This window comes from Sandaracinomonas limnophila (assembly GCF_004005965.1).
GTDB lineage: Bacteria > Bacteroidota > Bacteroidia > Cytophagales > Spirosomataceae > Sandaracinomonas > Sandaracinomonas limnophila.
In genome coordinates this window covers 240106-261392 of sequence record NZ_SACY01000005.1, presented here as the reverse complement: position 1 = coordinate 261392, position 21287 = coordinate 240106, and the positions used below count along the sequence as shown (strand labels likewise).

General features: G+C 37.0%; 13 protein-coding genes. 6 read left to right on the top strand and 7 right to left on the bottom strand.

The window, feature by feature from the left end; all coding sequences use genetic code 11:
• Positions 1–206: 206 nt before the first annotated feature.
• The 4 genes from EOJ36_RS11205 to nadC are packed head-to-tail and all read right to left on the bottom strand — an operon-like array spanning position 207 to position 5593.
• Positions 207–1292 (bottom strand): GNVR domain-containing protein, encoded by a 1086-nt coding sequence (locus EOJ36_RS11205; protein ID WP_127805395.1) that lies wholly within the window; start codon positions 1290–1292, stop codon positions 207–209.
• Positions 1293–1302: 10 nt separating this feature from the next.
• The gene (locus EOJ36_RS11200) at positions 1303–3738 is read right to left on the bottom strand and encodes an SLBB domain-containing protein (protein ID WP_127805393.1); all 2436 of its coding nucleotides are present in this window, start codon (positions 3736–3738) and stop codon (positions 1303–1305) included.
• A gap of 12 nt (positions 3739–3750) precedes the next feature.
• The gene (gene nadA, locus EOJ36_RS11195) at positions 3751–4737 is read right to left on the bottom strand and encodes a quinolinate synthase NadA (RefSeq protein ID WP_127805392.1); all 987 of its coding nucleotides are present in this window, start codon (positions 4735–4737) and stop codon (positions 3751–3753) included.
• Between the two features lies 1 nt (position 4738).
• Positions 4739–5593: a carboxylating nicotinate-nucleotide diphosphorylase gene (nadC, locus tag EOJ36_RS11190; protein WP_127805390.1), complete on the bottom strand. Its 855-nt coding sequence runs from the start codon at positions 5591–5593 to the stop codon at positions 4739–4741.
• Positions 5594–5672: 79 nt separating this feature from the next.
• On the opposite strand from nadC, the gene EOJ36_RS11185 reads away from it, so the two are divergent.
• The 3 genes from EOJ36_RS11185 (at position 5673) to EOJ36_RS11175 (ending at position 10632) form a co-directional block, all read left to right on the top strand.
• On the top strand, positions 5673–6014 hold the full coding sequence (locus EOJ36_RS11185; RefSeq protein ID WP_127805388.1) for a hypothetical protein: 342 nt from the start codon (positions 5673–5675) through the stop codon (positions 6012–6014).
• 98 nt (positions 6015–6112) lie between these two features.
• Complete coding sequence (gene secDF, locus EOJ36_RS11180) at positions 6113–9031, top strand: protein translocase subunit SecDF (protein WP_127805386.1); 2919 nt, start codon at positions 6113–6115, stop codon at positions 9029–9031.
• 125 nt (positions 9032–9156) lie between these two features.
• Entirely contained in the window at positions 9157–10632 is a 1476-nt protein-coding gene (locus tag EOJ36_RS11175; RefSeq protein WP_127805384.1) for an APC family permease, read from the top strand.
• 58 nt (positions 10633–10690) lie between these two features.
• On the opposite strand, the gene EOJ36_RS11170 is transcribed toward EOJ36_RS11175, so the two are convergent.
• Positions 10691–12001, bottom strand: coding sequence for a purple acid phosphatase family protein (locus EOJ36_RS11170; protein WP_127805382.1), 1311 nt, complete (start codon positions 11999–12001; stop codon positions 10691–10693).
• 279 nt (positions 12002–12280) lie between these two features.
• On the opposite strand from EOJ36_RS11170, the gene EOJ36_RS11165 reads away from it, so the two are divergent.
• From EOJ36_RS11165 to EOJ36_RS11155, 3 genes are all read left to right on the top strand, one after another.
• On the top strand, positions 12281–15223 hold the full coding sequence (locus EOJ36_RS11165; protein ID WP_127805415.1) for a SusC/RagA family TonB-linked outer membrane protein: 2943 nt from the start codon (positions 12281–12283) through the stop codon (positions 15221–15223).
• Positions 15224–15236: 13 nt separating this feature from the next.
• Positions 15237–16916 (top strand): RagB/SusD family nutrient uptake outer membrane protein, encoded by a 1680-nt coding sequence (locus tag EOJ36_RS11160; RefSeq protein ID WP_127805380.1) that lies wholly within the window; start codon positions 15237–15239, stop codon positions 16914–16916.
• A 91-nt stretch (positions 16917–17007) separates the two neighbouring features.
• Entirely contained in the window at positions 17008–18600 is a 1593-nt protein-coding gene (locus EOJ36_RS11155) for a peptide chain release factor 3 (RefSeq protein ID WP_127805378.1), read from the top strand.
• Here EOJ36_RS11155 and EOJ36_RS11150 read toward each other — a convergent pair.
• On the bottom strand, positions 18597–20348 hold the full coding sequence (locus tag EOJ36_RS11150; protein WP_127805376.1) for a phospho-sugar mutase: 1752 nt from the start codon (positions 20346–20348) through the stop codon (positions 18597–18599). The two genes, EOJ36_RS11155 and EOJ36_RS11150, sit on opposite strands and share 4 nt — an antisense overlap.
• A gap of 154 nt (positions 20349–20502) precedes the next feature.
• Entirely contained in the window at positions 20503–21276 is a 774-nt protein-coding gene (gene dapF / locus EOJ36_RS11145) for a diaminopimelate epimerase (protein WP_127805374.1), read from the bottom strand.
• Between the last annotated feature and the right edge of the window lie 11 nt (positions 21277–21287).

Here is a 21287-nt window from a genome sequence, read left to right as displayed (position 1 = left end):
TCAATTTTCCTATTCCTCAATTCTCCAATTCCTCAATTCTCCTATTCCTCAATTCTCCTATTCCTCAATTCTCCTATTCCTCAATTCTCCTATTCCTCAATTCTCCTATTCCTCAATTCTCCAATTCCTCAATTCTCCAATTCCTCAATTCTCCAATTCCTCAATTCTCCAATTCCTCAATTCTCCAATTCCTCAATTCTCCGATTCTAAAATTTAAAATCTGAAATCTTAATAAATGCACCCACCACTGATAAGATAAATCCAACAAAGAAAAATCCTAAAACAATTAAAGATCTCTTCGGTTCTGTTTTATTAACAGGAACTTGTGCAGGTTCAAGGATTTTGATGACAGGTACTTGTCGCTGTACCTTGATTTTCGAATCTTCTACTTGTGTACTGATAGTACTATAAATATTATAAGCAACATCCACTTCGTATTGAAGCTTTTTCTCCATATCTCTCGCAACATTCAGGAATATATTTCTGTTTTGATCTTGGTAAGAGGATAAATTGAAAAGCGCTTTGTCGTATGAATCTTTAGCTTCTTGTTTTCTTTTGCTTAGAAATTCCAACTCAGTTTTTGCTTTTTGCGTTCTGTATTTGGTCACATATTCTGTTAAATAGTTTTGTGCAAATGTGGCCATTGATGTGGCAACAACAGGGTCTGGCATTTTTACTGAAATGGTAATAACTCCAGATTTTTTGTCTATATCTGCTGAAATTCTACCTTTCACAGAATTGATTAAACCATCCGTCTTTTTATTCAGTTGCAAGGCATCTTGTGAAATTGCATTTTGTGGAATTTGCCCTAAATCATCTTCAGATTTTTTTTCTTTATCTTCATTATCATCTCCAAAGTGAATTTTAGGTTTGATGGCTTCTTTACCAAACAAATCTTTTAAAACTACCCACTTTTTTGTTTTACCTACGTAGACTTTTTGCTCAATAGCACTCATTAAAAAGGGGGTACTTTGCAGGATATTTGGGTATAAGTCAGGTCGAATTGCTTCAGATCCTGAAGATGAGCCTAGGTCTACTCCAGCTAAACCTGCTAAAGATTTAAGTCCACTAAGGCCTCCACCTCCTGATTTTGAATCTATTTCTGGAAGCATTTTAACAGTAGAAGAATATTCATTTACTAAGGTTAAGGAATATACAGCACCGAAAATTCCGAAAACCAAGGAGGTAATTAATATTAACCATTTGTAGGCAAATATTTCTTTTACCTTTTTAAGAATATCGGCTAAACTGATTTCGTCTTGTTCCGTAATGTTTATATTTTCTTGTGTCATTTTCTTGAAATTATAGAATTCGGATAAGTGAAATGATGGCAATGGATACAGAGGTTAAGCTACTTGCCAAACCGATAGCCTCACCTGTTGTAAGTCCCTTCTTTTTATCTTTTGGATATTCTGGCACCACAATTTCTGCTCCTGCATAAACTTTCGGGTACGATTTAAAGAATAAAAATCTTTTTACTTGGGCAGATTTGCCATTTTGATTTTTTACATAAATTTCTTTTTTAATTGCCAAATCTGTTACACCACCAGCTTCTGATAAATAATTTCTAACAGATTTGCTTTTATTGTAACTTAAATAGACATTATTCTGAACTCCACCAGTAACTTTAATTGTTTCATTGATACGGGGTACGTATAAACTGTCACCTTCCACAAGATTTATATTTTCTTCTGAATTTGGATTTTTTAAGGCTGCTACTAAGTCCACACCCACAGTGGTTGAATCTCTAAATAATTTTGCACCGCCTATATAATTATCTGTGCGTAAACCTCCTGCTAATTCAATTAAGTCGGAAACCTTACTTCTTGTTTTACCTAAGGTATAAGAACCCGGGAAGTTAACCTGTCCGGTGATGAAAATATTTCTCTGCTTTTCAAATGTTGGGGATGATTTGATGGAAACCTTGTCAAATGGCATCAATACAAATTGACTTCCTTTATCTGATAATTTCAAATCACCTTCGATGGGAATACTGAAAATTTCAACAGTTGTTCCGTTGTTGTCGTTGCTTGAGTTTGGATCTATGATTCTTCTGGCAACTTCTATTTTAGAAAAACTTGCACCTTCTTTAAATCCTTTTGCCAAAAGTACCAAATCGGCTAAACGCATTCCGTCGTAATATTCAAAGATACCCGGCTTGTTTAATTGTCCGTCAATGGTAACTTTTCTTTTCTCTCTTAACTCTTCTTGGAAATAAACAGTTAAAATATCTTCACGTTGTAAGGGAATATCAGCAATTTCACCTCTAAGGATTTTGCCCAAATCTATCGAAACGATTTCAGGGTCAAAGTTTTCCTTTTTTCTGGCTAAAATGGCGCGATTTAAAAAAGCATTTTCTCGTAAACCTTCAGCTTTTTTAACTAATTCCTTAACAGTGCTTAATCCGCTTTCAATAGCGTATTCCCCAGGTCTGAACACCGCACCTAAAACCTCTACTCGGTTTTCGAAACGATTTAAAATGGCACCTACTTTATAAACATCCCCATTATTTGGTAAAAAAGTAGCGACTTCATCTTGGGTAACGTTCAATAATTTCTTTTCTCTTGAAGTGTTTCTTGTAACCGGAATTGTGTAGGTATACGCTTTTTCGGTAAATCCACCTGCAAAGCGTAAAACATCTTTCAAGCTTTCTCCTTTTTGTACCTCAAACATCATTGGTCTTTTAACCTCACCTGCAACACTTACACGAGTTTCGTATTCTGAAATGCGAATGACGTCTTGGTCATGCAATTGTATGTTATCCTTTTGGTCAGCTCTTAAAAGGAAATCATATAAATCTAAAGTGCGATAAACTTTGTTGTTTCTGATAACCTTGATATTTCGCATGGATCCGTTTCGATTAGGGCCACCTGCCAAATAGAGGGCATTGAAAATAGTTGCTAAGGATGAAATCGTATATGAACCTGGGTTTTTCACCTCACCCACCATCGTTACTTTGATGCTCCTAACATTTCCCAAAGTTACCACTGCAGAGGAACCTGATCCGGGTCTGTTTAGACCTTGGTACAGCTGACGCATTCTGCTCACGATTCTTTCAGTGGCCACGTCCATGCTCAATCCATTCACATAAATTGGACTTAGGTTAAGTATTTTAATAGTTCCTTCTGGACTAATTTTTACCTTGTAATTATCCAAAACATCTCCAAAGACATCGATATTTAATTCATCATCGGGACCTAATACGTAATTTTTTGGAGTAGCAATTCGTAAGTCTGGTTCAAAAGTTAGTGTTTTGTTGTTGAATAAGGATTCACCAAAAATTTCCATCTCGGCGTGTTCAATCAATAGCGTTTTACCAATGTTTTCTTCGTCTAATTGACTTTCAGTTGAAGATTCTGCCTTATCTACATTACCAGCCTTTTCTTTTGAAAGTTTTTTGGTCGTTTGAGTTTGTCGGCCCACTTTATCTTTTGCGTCATTTTCTTCATCCTCTTCAGTAGTTCCATTTTGTTCCTTATTGGACTTTATTTTGGAAATTCTGTCGCGCATTTTTTGGATGTCGGATGGTTGGTAACCTTGAGCCTTTGCCGCTTTTTCAATTTGAGCTTCGCTCATACCTGAGGATTGCGCCTTTTTGAAAAATGCTTCAACTTCAGCATCCGTTAAATCATCAACATTTTTTTTGGCGACCTGCTGTGCATTTAAAGAAATTGCCAAAAATAAAAGTCCTATAAATAGGCTGATTTTTTTTGAAAATGATGGTAATATTTTCAACATATTGTTTGATGGTTATTTACTAATTTCTAACATTGCTTTTAAGGCCTTATACGCCGGAATTCTAATTTCTTCTGAAATTTCTATTTCAGGTAATTCATAGTATAATGCATTGTATAATTTTTCCAAAGTATTCATTTTCATGTAGGGACATTCGCTACATGCACATGAATTTTGCTCATTGGCTGGAGCAGGAATTAACAATTTATCTGGTACTGCTAATTTCATTTTATGTAAAATACCTGCTTCTGTAGCCACGATAAATGTTTTTCTGTCAGATTCTTCTACGAATTTCAAAAGGGCGGTAGTAGAACCTACATAATCTGCCTCTTTTAATATCATTTCTTTACATTCTGGATGAGCTATTAAAAGTGCATCGGGATGTTCTGTTCTTAGTTTTTGAAGCTTTTCTAAGGAAATATCAATATGCACTACACAAGCACCTTCCCACAAGATCAAATCTCTGCCTGTTTTATGTGCCACATATCTACCTAAATTGGCATCGGGTGCAAAAATAATTTCTTTGTCTTTTGGAATTGCTTCTACTATTTGAACCGCATTTGAAGAGGTACAAATTATATCGGTTAAAGCCTTAATTTCTGCTGAACAATTGATATAACTGACCACAACAGCCTTTGGATGTTGGGCTTTTAGGAGTTTAAATTCAGCTGTGGGAACAGAATCTGCTAGGGAACAACCTGCATTGAAATCGGGAACAACGACCTTTTTCGTTGGGTTTAAAATTTTGGCAGTTTCTCCCATGAAATGAACTCCGCAAAAAACGATTAAATCTGCATCGGTTTTTTCTGCAGCTTGCGAAAGTCCTAGGCTATCACCCACATAATCTGCTAATTCTTGTAATTCGCCATCTACATAATAGTGGGCAAGAATTACTGCATTTTTTTCTTGTTTGAGCCTTTTAATTGCCTCGATAAGCTCTGAACCCTTGGGTGTGGTTCGGCTGATATATCCAACTTGCTTTACTTCTTCTACTAAATTCATTTTAGAAAGCTTTTAAGCTCAAATCTAAACTTTTAACTTGGTGGGTAAGCGCACCCATTGAAATATAATCTACACCAGTCTCCGCATAGCTTCTCAATGTTTTTTCATTGATTCCACCAGAGGCCTCCGTTTCAAATCTTTTATTAACCAGTCGAACTGCATCTCGGATTTGATCGGGACTAAAGTTGTCGAGCAATATTCTTTTTACTCCACCTATCTCTAAAACCTCACGAAGCTCCTCCATCGAACGAACCTCTATTTCAATCTGCAAATTTAATTGATTTGTTTTTAAATAGGTAAAAGTATTTTGTAAGGCTGACGAAATACCGCCACTATAGTCAATATGATTGTCTTTAATTAGTATCATATCAAATAAGCCATATCTGTGATTGACTGCACCTCCAATTTTACAAGCCCATTTTTCTGCAATTCTGAAGTTCGGTGTAGTTTTTCGAGTATCTAATAATTTTGCATTTGTACCTAACATCAAATTGCATAAACTTTTTGTGTAAGTGGCTATGCCCGACATTCGTTGCATGCAATTTAATACCAATCGCTCTGCCTTTAAAATGGATTGGCTATTTCCGAAAACATGTAAAACAATTTCTCCAACCTGAATAAAATCGCCATCTTTTTTGAAAACCTCTACCTTTAAATTGGCATCAACCTCTTTAAATACATGAAGTGCCAATTCAAGTCCAGCCAAAATCCCTTCTTCTTTTACTAATAATTTTGCTTTTCCTTCCGCATTTGATGGAATGGTAGCCAAAGAAGTGAAATCTCCAGGACCAACATCTTCTGCTAATGCCGACTGAATAAAATGTTTGATATTTTCTTCTGAAAGGTAGTTATACATAAATATGCAAAATCAAATTTACTAAAAAAGGAGAGCTTCTTTGTATAAATAGAAAAAAATCCTATTTTTGCTCCTCATTATGCAAAACAGAAAAGCATTTTTACGTTTATTAATCATCCTTCCGACCTTATTTTGGATTGTCGCTAATCCTATTGTAAAGTCGAATTTTTCTGTGGCTGCAGTTGAGAAGTCAAGTAAAAAAGATACTAATAAATCAAATCAAACGGTTGTTTCTGAGCAACATGTCATTCAAACTGCTCCAACAGTTTCCTTTGATTTTCCACCAAATTTTGAGTTTAAATCATTCGTTGAATACGAATTTCATAAAATCACAGAACCACTTTCTTGTGTGTTCGCTCAAGTAAAAAATAAAATCTTTGTGATTTTATTTACCCAGTATATATCCACGCTGGCACCTTGATGGTAATTATTAATTGTAAATTGTTAATTATAAATTAATAGTTTACAATAATCATTCTACCATTTACAATTAACAATTTACAATTAACAATTAAAAAAATGCGTTACAAAAGTGCCATAATTTGGCTTTCGACAATTATTTCAGCTCTGTGTATTTTCTTTTTATCATTTACATGGAAGGCTGGTCAGTTAAGAGATGAGGCGATTAAATATGCGACCTCTAAGGATGGGAAATTTGACCCAGCAAAAAGATTACATTTTATTGATTCCCTTTGGAAAAAACCAGTTTACTTAGGTTATACATTTCAAGAAGTTACTAACTATGCCTTACACAAAGGTTTGGACTTAGAAGGTGGTTTGCATGCAGTATTAGAAGTTTCTCCTGTAGAAATTTTGCGTGCTATCTCTGGAAGGAGCAATGATCCAAACTTTGAAAAAGCTTTAGCAGAGGCGGCTTCGCAACAAGCAACTTCTACAAAACCTTTCAATGAGTTGTTTTACGATGCTTTTGCGCGTATTGCACCAAACCAAAAATTATCTTCAATTTTCGCGAATTCTGTAAACAGGGGAAAAATTGATTACAATTCTTCTGATTCTGAAGTAAAGAAGGTTGTAGATGCTGAGATCGACGGTGCGGTTGATCGTGTATATAAAATTATTCAAGCACGTATCGATAAGTTTGGTGTAGCTAACCCAAATATTCAACGTTTACCAGGTTCTAACCGTATTCAGGTTGAGTTGCCGGGTGTAGATAACCCGGAAAGAGCGCGTAAATTATTATCGGGCGCTGCTAAATTGGAATTCATTGAGTGTTTTGAATTGAACGAATACGGTTCAGGATTGAACGCAATGGCGGCAATTATTGCGCAAGAAGCAAAAGCAAAAGTAGCACCGGCTGCATCAGCTGCGCCAGCTTCAAAAGATACATCAAGTAATTCTTTAGGAAATGCATTAACGCAAACTCCAAAGAAGGATTCTGGAAAGGCAAAAGCTGATACAAGCAATGCTTTGACTCAATTGTTTGTTCAAATGGGTAATGGTATTGGTGTTTATAGAAAAGATACTGCTCGTGTGAATGCGTTATTCCGTCGTGCAGATGTGAAAGCTTTATTCCCTGCAAATTTAACTTTCGCTTGGAATGCAAAAGGTGTTGAGGCTACAAATGGAGATGAAATTTTAGGTTTAGAAGCCTTGAAAAAAGGTGAAGGACAAGCTGCTCCATTGGAAGGAGATGTGATTACAGATGCTGCTCAAGATTTTGACCAAGCTGGTAAGGCAGAAGTTTCTATGTCGATGAACGGAACCGGTGCTCGTTTATGGAAAAACTTGACCGGAGCAAATGTGGGTCGTAGAATTGCCATTGTTTTGGATGGTTACGTATATTCTGCACCAGTAATTAATGGAGAAATTCCAGGTGGTCGTTCTTCTATCTCTGGTTCATTTACCGTTGAAGAGGCTAAAGACCTAGCAAACGTTTTGAAGGCAGGTAAATTACCAGCTCCAACGCGTATTGTTGAAGATGCATTTATTGGTCCATCTTTGGGTAATGAAGCAATTAATCAAGGATATATGTCGATGGCAATTGGTTTGTTGTTGGTAATAATCTTCATGATTGGTTATTATGGAAATCCGGGTTGGATGGCAAACTTAGCCTTGTTGGTTAACTTATTCTTTATTGCGGGAGTTTTAGTACAAATTCAAGCAGCTTTAACCTTGCCAGGTATTGCGGGTATCGTATTAACATTGGGTATGGCGGTAGATGCTAACGTATTGATTAATGAGCGTATTCGTGAGGAATTGCATAAAGGAAAGGGATTGAAAGAGGCTATTTCTTTAGGTTACGAAAAAGCATTGTCGGCAATTATCGACGGTAACGTAACAACCATTTTAATTGGTATCATCTTAATTATCTTTGGTTCAGGTTCTGTAAAAGGATTTGGTGTTACACTTTGTATCGGTTTGGTTACTTCTGTGTTTACAGCGGTTTATATTTCACATATCTTAATCGATTGGATGGCAAATCGTGCAATCAAATCAGGTAAGGAAAAAGAAATGACATTCGAAACATTTATTTCTCGCGATTTATTCAAAGGAATGAACTTTGATTTCATCGGAAAACGTAAATATTCGTATTGGTTCTCTTGGGGATTAATCGCAACAGGTGCAATTGTTTTAGTAATGCAAGGTGGATTTAACTTAGGTGTTGACTTCAAAGGTGGTCGTTCGTACGTTGTAGAATTTGCTAATCCGACTGAAGCTGGAAAAGTAAAAGATGCTTTGAAAGATGATTTTGCAGGTAAAGGAGTTGAAGTGAAAACCTTCAATGGTGATACTAAATTAAAAGTAACAACCTCTTATTTGGTAGAAGATGAGTCGGCAGAGGCAAGTTTAAAAGTAAGAGCGGCTTTAGAAAATGGATTAAAAGAATTTGCTTCTTCTTCTCCAAAAATTCTTTCTGAATCAAAAGTTGGTGCAACAATTGCCGATGATATATTAACTCAATCCTTTATATCAATTGCTTATGCAATTATTGCAATTTTCATTTATATTTTAATTCGTTTTAGAAAATGGCAATATTCCTTAGGTGGAGTTATTGCAATGATACACGACGTGTTAGTTGTATTAGGTATGGTGGGTATCACGCGTTTATTTGGATTTGAATTGGAAGTTGACCAAATCTTTATTGCAGCGGTATTAACGGTGGTAGGTTATTCCATTAACGATACAGTGGTGGTATTTGACCGTATCCGTGAGGAAATTGGTGTTGATGCAGATTTGAGCAACAAACAATTGATGATTAAAACGATTAACGAGTCAATTAACCATACAATGTCGAGAACTGTAATGACTGCAACTACTGTATTTTTAGTAGTTACCGTATTACTTTTCTTAGGTGGAGATATTTTAAGAGGCTTCTCTTTCGCCATGTTTATTGGTGTTGTTTTCGGAGCTTATTCTTCTATCTTTGTTGCGGCACCTATTGTTATTGACTTCGGAGCAAAGAGTAAGAAGAAATAATTATTAATTATAAATTGTTAATTGTTAATTATGGATCTAAAAATTTGTAAACCTGGAAATTAGTGAAACGGAGAATTAGAAAAAAATAATTAACAATTAACAATTAACAACTAACAATTAATAAAATGAACAACAGCATTTGGAGACGTAAACCTATGGAAGCTTTTGAAGCAGATATGCAAAAAAGCGAATTAAAAAGAGTATTAGGCAAATGGAGTTTAACTGCCATTGGAATTGGTGCCATCATTGGTGGTGGAGTATTTGTACTAACTGGTACTGCGGCCCATTTTCATGCAGGTCCTGCCTTGGCAATTTCCTTTATCATCGCTGGTTTAGGATGTATTTTTGCAGCTCTTTGTTATGCCGAATTTGCCGCGATGCTTCCTGTTGAGGGCTCTGCGTATGCCTATGCTTATGGTACAGTAGGTGAAATTTTTGCCTGGATTATCGGTTGGGGATTGATTTTGGAATATGCGATGGGTGCCATGACAGTGGCTGTATCTTGGTCGGGGTATTTTACTAAATTACTCAAGCTCTTTCATATAGATATTCCCTATTATTTGCGAAATGACCCAGTTTCTGCCAAAGAATATGCTATGGCAAACGGATTAGCTGCACCGGAATGGGCAGTTAATTTGCCAGCTTTAGTAAGTGTTTGGTTTGTAACTTGGATCTTAGTGAAAGGTATCAAAGAAGCAGCGAGTGCTAATAATCTAATTGTAATTTTAAAAGTTGCAGTTATTTTATTCGTAATTATTGTAGGGGTATTTTATGTAAATGTTCAAAACTGGACACCTTTTATTCCTGAGCAAACAATGATCATGCACGACTCTGGAGTGGAACAGCCTGCATACGGTTGGGGTGGTATCATCTCTGGAGCATCTGCTATTTTCTTTGCCTACATTGGTTTTGATGCCGTTTCTACGCAAGCAGGAGAGGCGATCAATCCGAAAAAGGATATGCCGTTTGCCATAATTGCTTCATTATTGATTTGTACCATTCTTTATATCGCGGTTTCATTGGTGTTGACAGGTATGATGAACTACAAGGATATTGTGGGTGATGCTTTGAAAGCTCCAGTAGCTTATGCATTTGATGCGGCTGGACAACCTTGGGCAGTATTTGTAATTACTGCAGCTGCAACGGCAGGTTTATTGTCTGTAATGTTGGTAATGATGTTAGGACAAACTCGCGTATTCTTAGGAATGGCCAAAGATGGTTTGTTGCCTAAATTCTTCTCAGAGATTCATCCAACTTTCAAAACTCCTTGGAAATCGACTATTTTGGTGGGTGCAATTGTATCCATTGTGTCAGGCCTAACTCCAATTTCATTGTTGGGCGATATGACCTCATTCGGTACTTTATTTGCCTTCACCATGGTTTGTTTGGCAGTTTGGTTGTTGCGTTTCAAGGATCCAGAAAGAGCTAGACCATTCAAAGCTCCAATCATTAATTTGGTTGCCCCATTAGGAATTGTGGTTAACTCATTCTTGATATACAATTTGGGAGATGAGGCGAAGAAATTTGCTATTTACTGGTTAATATTCGGTTTAGTTGTGTATTTCATCTATGGAAAACCCAACTCAAAATTGAACAAATAAAAGATTTTTAATCAGCAAAAATGGCACCTCAATTGGGTGCCATTTTTGTTTAATTCGATTATTTCTTTTGGATTGAAAATTGATCCATGACTTCGCCATTTGAAGCGATCCATTTTGCTTTTAGGTACTTGTCTTTAATATCAAAAATCATCGATCCACCTTCCTTATTGTTGGAGTAAACAGAAGATTTTAGCGGGTATTCTGCTTTTTGGCCTCCTACTTTTCCACCAGATCCGCAAACTACATAGATTACGCCTTGCCCATCTTTGTCCACGACATATTTATTGGAAGCCTCCTTAGACTCTACGATGTGCTTTGCAGGGTCAAACGATTTGTTTAATCCAGTATGGTTTTTCATAGCATAGGTTCTTTCGTACACATGGCTGTGTCCTGCAATTACTATATCAACCTTGTATTTTTCAAAAATGGGGGTTACATGCTCACGCATGAGCATCAAATCTTCTTCATTGTCTGAATCATGTGAACCCTTGGTGTAGGGTGGTTTATGGAAATAAACTATCACCCAGGGTAATTTATTGGCTTCTAGATCTTTGATGAGCCAGTCGACTTGTGCACCTTTGCCATCATATAAAAATGTTCCATCTGCACTTTTTTCTTCTGTGTTTAGTGAAATCAAATGCACATTTCCATAATCGACCGAATAATATGATTCTGTGCCAGAAGGTACTCCGCCTGCTTCTCCTTGGGTAGGCAGGGTGAAGATTTGAAAATAGGGCGGGAGTGAGGAATCGTGTTTGCCAGCATAATCGTGATTGCCTGGTGATGGGTATAGGGCAGTATTTTGTAAAAAGTCCTTTTGATATACATCAAAAACATTTTTTTGGTATTCCTCATCTTTTCCTTTGTCGTAGGCATTGTCGCCTAGCCAAATCCAAGCATCGGGTTTTTGGTCAGCTACAAAATTTAATAAGGATTTAGTTACCAATTTTTGATTTTCAGTCCCCGCACCAAAGTCGCCCAAGGCCCAAATTCTTATGGGTTGAGTTGAACCCTTTTTGGGAATTGTTTTGATGAATTGATTTTCGTTAAATAAAAACTCTTGGTTTTCATTCTTTACCGAATAAAAATATTTTGTGTTCGGTTTTAAATTGTTAATAAGAATTTCATGTTCTGTAGTAATTGATTTTTCTTTGGCTCCTAAATAAACTCCTGCTTTTCTTTTTTTAGGAAACTTCGTTAAACCAATTTCCCCTATAGTTGGCACATCAGTTCGCCACCTCACTACTGCTGATGTTTGGGTGATACTTTGAAGATATGGTCCGCGAGTAATTTGTGCTACCTGACTCCAACTATTTTGACTCATTAAAATGAGTCCAATAAATATAATTTTTAAAATATTTTTTTTCATTTTGATTAGTTTAAAAATTGTACTTTTTTGATATTTAATTGGTTAATAAAGTGTTAATGATTTATTAATAAGACATTTGTTTTACAATATTACTTTTGGAGCATATGTTTTTTTGTGTAAATTCCTAACAATGTAATTTACCAATATAAGTACATTTCACAGTAAAAAACTGTATTAAATCAATTTAAAACTTTTATTATGAAGAAAAAGTTACCCAATCAGTGTTTAATTTATTGTTGTAAATTGAATTTTCTGAGACATGCCCGATTGCTTTTGGTCATGATTTTTGCATTTTTTGTTCAAAATTCATTTGGACAAATTTCAATTCGATCAATTACTGGACAATTGTACGATTCTAATACCAAGGAGCCTTTGGTTGGCGGAAGTGTAGTTGTTAAAGGTTCTACGAAAGGGGTTAGCACAGATGCGAATGGAAAATACTCCATTGCTGTTTCAGGTGCAAAATCTGTTTTGGTCTTTAAATTCATTGGTTATAATTCTCAAGAAATTGAGGTAGGTACTAAATCGGTGATTGATGCGGCTTTGGTTTCATCGGCAACTGATTTAGCCCAAGTAGTGGTGATGGGTTATGGTACCCAGAAACAGCGGGATGTAACAGGTTCAGTTAAATCGGTTAAAAGCGAAGGTTTCAACAAAGGTATTATCAATTCTCCTGAGCAACTATTACAAGGAAAAGTTGCTGGTGTGAATGTTACTTCATCTACTGGTGAGCCAGGTGCCAATCAAGGTATAACCATTCGTGGCCCGGGAGGTTTGCGTACTGGTAGTACTCCTTTGTTTGTCATTGATGGATTAGCCTTAGACAATTCAAGTACGGGCGGTGGTAACCCAATGAATTTCTTGAATCCTCAAGATATTGAATCCATCGACGTATTGAAAGATGCATCTGCAACTGCTATATATGGGGCAAGAGGTGCAAATGGTGTGGTGTTAATTACGACTAAAAAAGGGAAAGCGGGAGTGTCTACAATGGACTTCTCTACTAGTTATGGATTTTCAACCATTGCAAACCCCTTACCCGTTTTGGATGCCACTGAATTTAAAAAACAAGTGGTTGCCGCTGGAGGTACTCTAGAAGACTTTGGTGGAAATACCAATTGGCAGGATCAAATTACTCGCACCGCCTTAACCAAAAATCACAATTTGAATTTGAGTGGTGGAGCCAATAAATTGACTTACTTCGCTGCTTTTGGTGCGCAAATGCAACAAGGTATTTTGAAGAACAATCAATTGGATCGCTTGACAGGCCGAATGAATGTCAATCAAAAATTGTGGGACGACCGTATCAGTATTGATGCTAATTTAAGTTATTCGAGTTCCGTAAATGAGCGCCCTGCTATTGAAGGATTATTAGGAACTGCCCTTTCCAATAACCCAACGTTATCTGCCTATGAAACGGATGGTGTAACGCCTTCTAAGTTTTTGAACGCAAGTAATCCTTTATTGACCTTACAATTGTTTAAGGATTTAAATACAACTAATCGTTTTATTGCTAATATTTCTCCTTCGATCAAATTAGCTAAAGGATTGGTGTATCGCCTGAACTACGGATACGATAATTCTACTTCAGTTAGGGATGTGGAATCCTTGGCAAGTTTAGTTCCAAAGCAAGATGGTCGTTTGGATACATATAATACAAGCAATAAAAATGAATTGATTGAAAATTATTTGACCTATGATCAAACAATTGGTGACCATTCATTTACGGCCTTGATTGGACATTCGTACCAAAAAATTCAATACCAATGGAGAACTTGGAGTATTAATAAGTTTCCAATTGTTCCAATCGATCCGATTTACAACCCAGGTTTAGGTCAAGAATTAACCTTGGCAACCAATAAGCCAGGAGGAACTGCATTTATCAATGAATTACAGTCCTTTTATGGTCGTTTGAACTATAATTACAAGGAGAAATATTTAGTAACGGGTACGGTTCGTGCGGATGGTTCCTCGAAATTTGGTGCCAATAACAAATATGGTATTTTCCCATCATTCTCACTTGGTTGGAGAATTTCTGAAGAAGATTTCCTAAAGAACTCGACGGCTATTAGTAATTTGAAATTGAGAGGAGGTTGGGGTAAAACAGGTAACCAGGAAATTCCACCGAAAATCACCCAGCCATTGTATTCGGCAACGGTGAGTGGAACTTCTTCTTATCCATTAGATATTTCATCTACTTACCCTGCGGGTATTACCTATACTCGTTTGGCAAATCCTGATATTCAGTGGGAAGTTTCTGTACAATCGAATATCGGTTTGGATTTTGGATTCTTAAACGGTGCATTAAATGGATCGATTGATGCCTTTAGAAAAGTTTCAAATAATATTTTATTGGAAGTAATTCCTGCAGACCCTGTTCAACCTGCAACTTCTGTTTGGACCAATGTGAAAAACATGGAAATTCTAAATAGTGGTGTTGAAATGGACTTGGATTATAAATTCCAAACTCGTTCGGGATTGAAATTTAATGTGGGAGGTAACTTAACCTTGATTAAAAATGAGGTTACAGGCTCTCCATATACAGTTATTCCATCTGGTTCAGCATCAGGATCCGGATTAACCTCTGCAACCATCAATGGTTACATCAATGGCCAACCGATTGGTACTTTTTTCTTGAAAGAGTTTGTTGGATTTGATGACAAAGGAATGAGCGTTTACGCTGATACCGATAAAGATGGAATTGTTACCGATAAGGATCGTATTGCTGCAGGTACTGCTTTACCAACTACCCAATACAATTTCTTCGGTAATGTGAATTATAAGGGTTTTGATTTGTCTTTACAATTCAACGGCGTATCAGGTAACAAAATTTATGACAATACGGCAAATTCAACTTTTTATAAGTTGAAAATAGCTAAAAACTCAAACGTTACTCCAGCTTCTTTTGCCGACACAAAGGAATCCATCAATAATGCGGCTCCAGTTTCTACTCGTTATTTGAAAGATGGTTCTTTCCTTCGATTAAATAACTTGACGTTGGGTTACCAATTCAATACGCAAAAATTGGGAATCAGTAAATTTATCTCAAAAGCTCGCTTGTCAGTAACTGGTCAAAACCTTTGGGTAGCTACTAAATACGACGGCTTTGACCCTGAGGTTAATAAAGATAACTCAATCAATGGTGTCTTGTCTTATGGCATTGATTACCTAAGTTATCCAAAAGCAAAATCCTTCATTATTGGTTTGAATTTAACATTCTAAGAATTGTAAACACATGAAAAATCTAAAAAAATTAGCTATATCAACTTTGGCAATTTTTGCCTTATCAAGTTGCTCAGATTTAAATGAGACTGTTCTTGATGAATATAATGCAGCAGGCCTAACAGATAAACAGGCTGCTGATGGTATGATTGCACCAGTGTATGCATTATTGCCTACCATTTTCCAGCATACTACTTTGTTTGCCTTACAAGAAATTTCAACCGATGAGGCAATTTTGCCGTATCGTGGTGGAACCGATTGGGGTGATAATGGAATTTATCTTTCTTTGCATCGTCATGAAACAACAAGCACCGATCCAAACGTAAAAAATACCTGGAATGCCATTGTTTCAAGTATTTCTAGAAGTGTAACGGCCATAAATTCCTTGAAACTTAACAAAGACGCTTCTTCCAAATTATATTTGGCAGAGGCAAGAGGTATGCGTGCATACTATAATATGTTGATGTTGGATTTGTTTGGAATTGCCCTTTCTAAGGAAGATTTAGGGGAAGTGTCAACTATTTTAAGAGGTGACGCAGCCATTGAATACATCAAAAAAGAATTGGTTGAAGTGGAACCTGTATTGGAATCAACTGCTGGTCCAGGCCGTTTAACCAAAGCAGGCGCATGGGGTTTATTAGCCAAGTTGTATTTGAACGCTGCGGCTTGGAGAGATATTTATGCTCCTAAACATACCTTCAAAACAGAAGATATGGATAAGGTGGTGGAATATACTGACAAAATTATCAACTCTGGGCAATATGCACTTTCTGCTGATTATTGGGATGTTTTCTCGAGCAACAACCATGGTAATAAAGAGTTGATTTTGGCTGTTGATCAGCGATTTGATTTAAATGGTCATAACCGTATGTCTTATTTCTCTTTGGCGAATGATCAACGTCCATTACCTGCGTATCCAGCTGCTAATGGTACAGATGGTCCTGCAATTACCTCTGATTTCTATCAATCATGGGTTTCAGCCTATGGTTCTGTTGATCCTGCGGTGGCAGATCCACGTTTTTACAAGCAAAATGTAAATCCAGACATCGAATGTGTAGATCCAGCAACCTATCGTATCGACCGTGGTATTCTACGTGGCCAACAATATGGTTTAGTTTATTCTGCAGGTGCATTTGTGAAATGTGCAGATGGCAAGAATAAAGTGGGTAAAATCTATAATACACGAGGAAAAGCTCCTTTCCCTCCAGTGATTCATACAGAGAAGATCGACTTTACCATTGCAGGTTCAGATTATTCGACCGGGTATCGTGTTGAAAAATATGAATTTAGTCAAAAATCACAATCTGGTCGTAACTATGGTGAAGCCGATTTAGTTATCTTACGTTTAGCTGATGTGTATTTGATGCGTGCTGAAGCTAAATTAAGAAAGGCAACTCCAGATGCAGCAGCAGCTTTGGCAGATGTAAACAAAGTGCGAATGTCAAGAACTTCAAATACCAAAGCAAGCGAATTGCCAAACATTACATTGGATTTACTACTTCGTGAGCGTGGATTTGAATTTTATTGGGAATTACAACGTAGAACTGATTTGATTCGTTTTGATAAATATGAAAATGCTTGGACAGAAAAATCAAATACCGATGTCAACAAGCGCGTGTTCCCGATTCCACAAACTGCTATCGATGGTGCATCCAATTTAACTGGATACATGAAACAAAATGCAGGATATTAATTTTGTGTTTTTGAATAAATTAATTTGGCACCCATTCGGGTGCCATTTTTTTTATCCGTACTTTTGTAGCTTCATTTGAAAATTCGATTACATGAGTGCCATAGAACAGGAAATTGCGAAAAGAAGAACCTTTGGAATTATTTCTCACCCCGATGCCGGTAAAACTACGCTAACTGAAAAACTTTTGCTTTTTGGTGGAGCAATTCAAACCGCGGGTGCAGTAAAATCCAATAAAATCAAAAAAGGAGCAACTTCCGACTTTATGGAAATTGAACGACAAAGAGGTATCTCTGTCGCAACTTCCGTAATGACCTTTAATTACAATGGCCAAAAAATAAATATCTTAGATACCCCTGGTCACAAGGATTTTGCTGAAGATACTTACCGTACTCTAACAGCTGTGGATTCCGTTATTTTGGTGATCGACTGTGTAAAGGGTGTTGAGGAACAAACTGAGCGATTGATGGAGGTTTGTCGGATGCGCAAAACTCCTGTGATTATCTTTATCAATAAAATGGACCGTGAAGGACAAAACCCTTTCGATTTATTGGATGAGTTAGAACAAAAACTAAACATTCACGTTCGTCCATTAACCTGGCCGATTAATATTGGATCGAACTTCAAGGGTGTATATCATTTGTTAGATAAATCTTTAAACTTATTCTCTGCCAATAAAACTAAAATTGAAAAAGATGTAGTTTCGGTGGATATTAATTCAACGGATTTAGAAGCAAGAGTTGGGGATCGTGATGCAGTGCAATTGCGTGAGGATGTGGAGTTGATAGATGGAGTTTATGAACCTTTTGATCGGGAAGAATATTTGAAAGGAGATATTGCTCCCGTGTTTTTTGGTTCTGCTGTGAATAATTTTGGTGTGCAAGAATTGTTGGATACTTTCACAAAAATCGCTCCAGCAACCCAGGCTCGACATACCGATACGCGTGAGGTACAACCTACAGAAAAGAAATTTACAGGTTTTGTCTTTAAAATACATGCCAATTTAGATCCTAAACACCGCGATCGTATTGCCTTTTTAAGAATTTGTTCGGGAGTTTTTGAACGAAATACATTTTATAACCACGTTCGTTTAGGTAAAAAAGTACGTTTCTCCAATCCATACAACTTTATGGCGCAGGACAAAGAAGTCATAGAAGAGGGTTTTCCAGGAGATGTGGTAGGTTTATACGATACAGGCAATTTTAAAATTGGCGATACCTTGACGGAAGGGGAGGTGATGAATTACCAAGGGATTCCAAGTTTTTCACCTGAAATTTTCAAGGAATTGATCAATTTAGATCCCATGAAGGCCAAGCAACTGGAAAAGGGGATTGAGCAATTGACCGATGAAGGAGTAGCCCAATTATTTGTTCAGCCGCAATTAGGAAATCGTAAAATAGTAGGCACAGTGGGTGATTTACAATATGAGGTAATTCAATACCGATTGGAGCATGAATATGGAGCTAAATGTCGATTTGATGGCATGCCTATTACTAAGGCTTGTTGGATTACTGCAGAAGATCCTAAGAAATTACAGGAATTTGTTCGATTAAAAGGACAACAAATTGCCCAAGATAAAGATGGTAATTACGTATTTTTAGCAGAATCTGATTGGATTTTACGCATGAATCAAACAAATAACCCCGATGTAACTTTTCATTTTACATCGGAGTTTAAATTGTTTTAAACCAATCCTAAGTCGTTTTGGATCGATTTTACTTTTGCTTGTAAGGAATCAAAGGTTGCAAAAAATGCATCCTTTGATTTTAAAGGTTCATTTACTGAAACATAGAATTTGATTTTTGGTTCAGTTCCTGATGGTCGAGCGCTTACTTTTGAGCCATCTTCTAAAATCAGTTGAATAACATTTGAGCGTTCAATTCCCAATCCTACCTTGATAGGAGATTTTTTCCCGCTGATTAAATCTGTTTCTTCTAAACCATCGTAATCCAATACTTTGACAGGTCTTGAGCCAGCCACTGAGGCAGGTACATTTGAACGCAGATTGATCATCATTTGTTGTATTTCTTCAGCACCAGCTTTTCCTTTCTTCGTTAAAGAAATTAGACCTTCGTAATAGAAATTGTTTTCTAAATACATTTCGGCTAGGAAATCAAATAAGGTTTTGCCTTGATTTTTTGCATAGGCGGTTAACTCAGCAATCATGGCGCAAGAGGCTACAGCATCTTTATCGCGCACGGCATCACCAATTAAATAACCATAGGATTCTTCACCACCTCCAATGAATTTTTGTTGACCCTCTAATTCACGAATTACCTGGGCAATGAATTTGAATCCAGTTAGTGTATTGTAGCATGGTACGCCTTTGCTGGCGCACATTTTGTCAATTAAATCAGTTGTTACAATTGTTTTTGCAACAAATTCTTTTCCTGTCAATCGGCCTAATTCCTTGTCTGTATTTAACAAATAATACAAAATCAAACTTGCCATTTGGTTACCATTCAACAATTGCCATTGTCCGTCTGGGCGTTTCACGGCGGCACCCACACGGTCGGCATCTGGGTCAGTTGCAATCACTAAATCAGCGTCTAAAGCCTTTGCCTGATTCAAGGCCAAGGTCATTGCCTCTTGTTCTTCTGGATTTGGAAAAACCACCGTTGGGAAATTTCCATCTGGGATAGATTGTTCCTTTACTACAGAAACAGCTTCAAATCCAAGTTTTTCAAGTGCAGCAGGCACTAAGGTAATACCTGTTCCGTGAATTGGAGAGAATACTATTTTTAAATCCTTTTGGGCTTTAATGATTTTCGGTCGTCGACAGTTATGAGTTATCGTTTCTAAATATGCTTCGTCTATACTGGTGTCAAGGTGGTGCAAAAGTGCATCATTGCCATTGAATTTGATTTCATCTACCGATGCGATTGCATTTACTTCTGCAACAATATTTTTATCATGCGGGGCAACCACTTGGGATCCATCCGACCAATAGGCCTTGTAACCATTGTATTCTTTGGGATTATGGGAGGCAGTTAGTACAAGTCCAGCCTGACAACCCAGGTGTCGAACCGTAAATGACAATTGAGGAGTTGGTCTTAGTGCAGGGAATAGATACACTTCAATACCATTGGCGGTAAAAACATCGGCAGCTATTTTACAAAATTCAGGAGAGTTGTTCCTTGAATCGTGAGCGATAGCGACTTTTATTTTTTGGCCAGAGATTGTTTTGTTTAAATAATTAGCAAAACCTTGAGTGGCAGCACCAACCGTATATTTATTCATGCGATTGCATCCAACGCCCATTTCTCCACGCATTCCACCCGTTCCGAATTCCAAATTTTTGTAAAAAGAATCTGTTAAGGAAGTTGTGTCACCCTCATCAATTAATTGTTGGATTTGGTTTTTAGTAGCGGAATCGTAATTACCATCTAACCAAATTTGTAAATTTTTTTCGGCTGTGCTGTCTGTAAGTTTCATTTTTTTGTCTTTTATATCCCTGAGCTTCGCACCGGGTTAAGCAAGTGAAGTCCATTGTTTTTATATCCCGGAGCTTCGCACCGGGTTAAGCAAGTAAAGTCCTTCGGACTTTGTAAAATTATTAATTCGTTTTTTACAATTTATAATTCATAATTCATAACCTCATCTCTCCTTGAAAAACTCGCATGGCTGGGCCTGTTAAAAAGATATCTTTATATCCTGTGGCTTTGTTGCCATTAAATTTAACAGATAAGTCCCCACCAAGGGTTTCAATTTCTACGGGACTTTGTAGGTTCAATTGTTCATGGGCTACCAAAGCAGAGGCTGTTACGCCCGTTCCGCAGGAGTATGTTTCATCTTCTACACCTCGTTCAAAGGTTCTTACAAAGATTGAATTGGTTCCGTTTTGTTCTATAAAATTGACATTTGTGCCGTTTTGGGAAGCATAAATGCTTGAATGCCGAATCTCCTTTCCTAAATTAAAAACGTCTAATTCTTTTATGTTTTCGCAAATGCTAACGTGATGCGGACTACCCGTATTGGTAAAGAAATCTTTACCCTGTTGGGCAACATTTTTAACATCCTGCATTTTGAGTGAAATTTTATCAGGTTCAATGAATGCTTCATGCGGGCCGTCCACGGCAATAAAATTGGCTACATTTTTAACAATTCCTAAGTCGGCAGCAAAGCGAACTAAACATCGGCCGCCGTTCCCACACATGGTACCATGACTTCCATCGGAGTTGTAGTAAACCATAGCAAAGTCATATCCATCTGCATTTTGGAGCAACATAAAACCATCCGCACCAATTCCAAATCTACGGTGACACAAATGGTTAATTTGTTCTTTCGTAAGGTTGAAAGTCTGGGTTCGGTCATCAATTATGATGAAATCGTTTCCTGTTCCTTGGTATTTAAAGAAATGCATTGTAGGCTTTT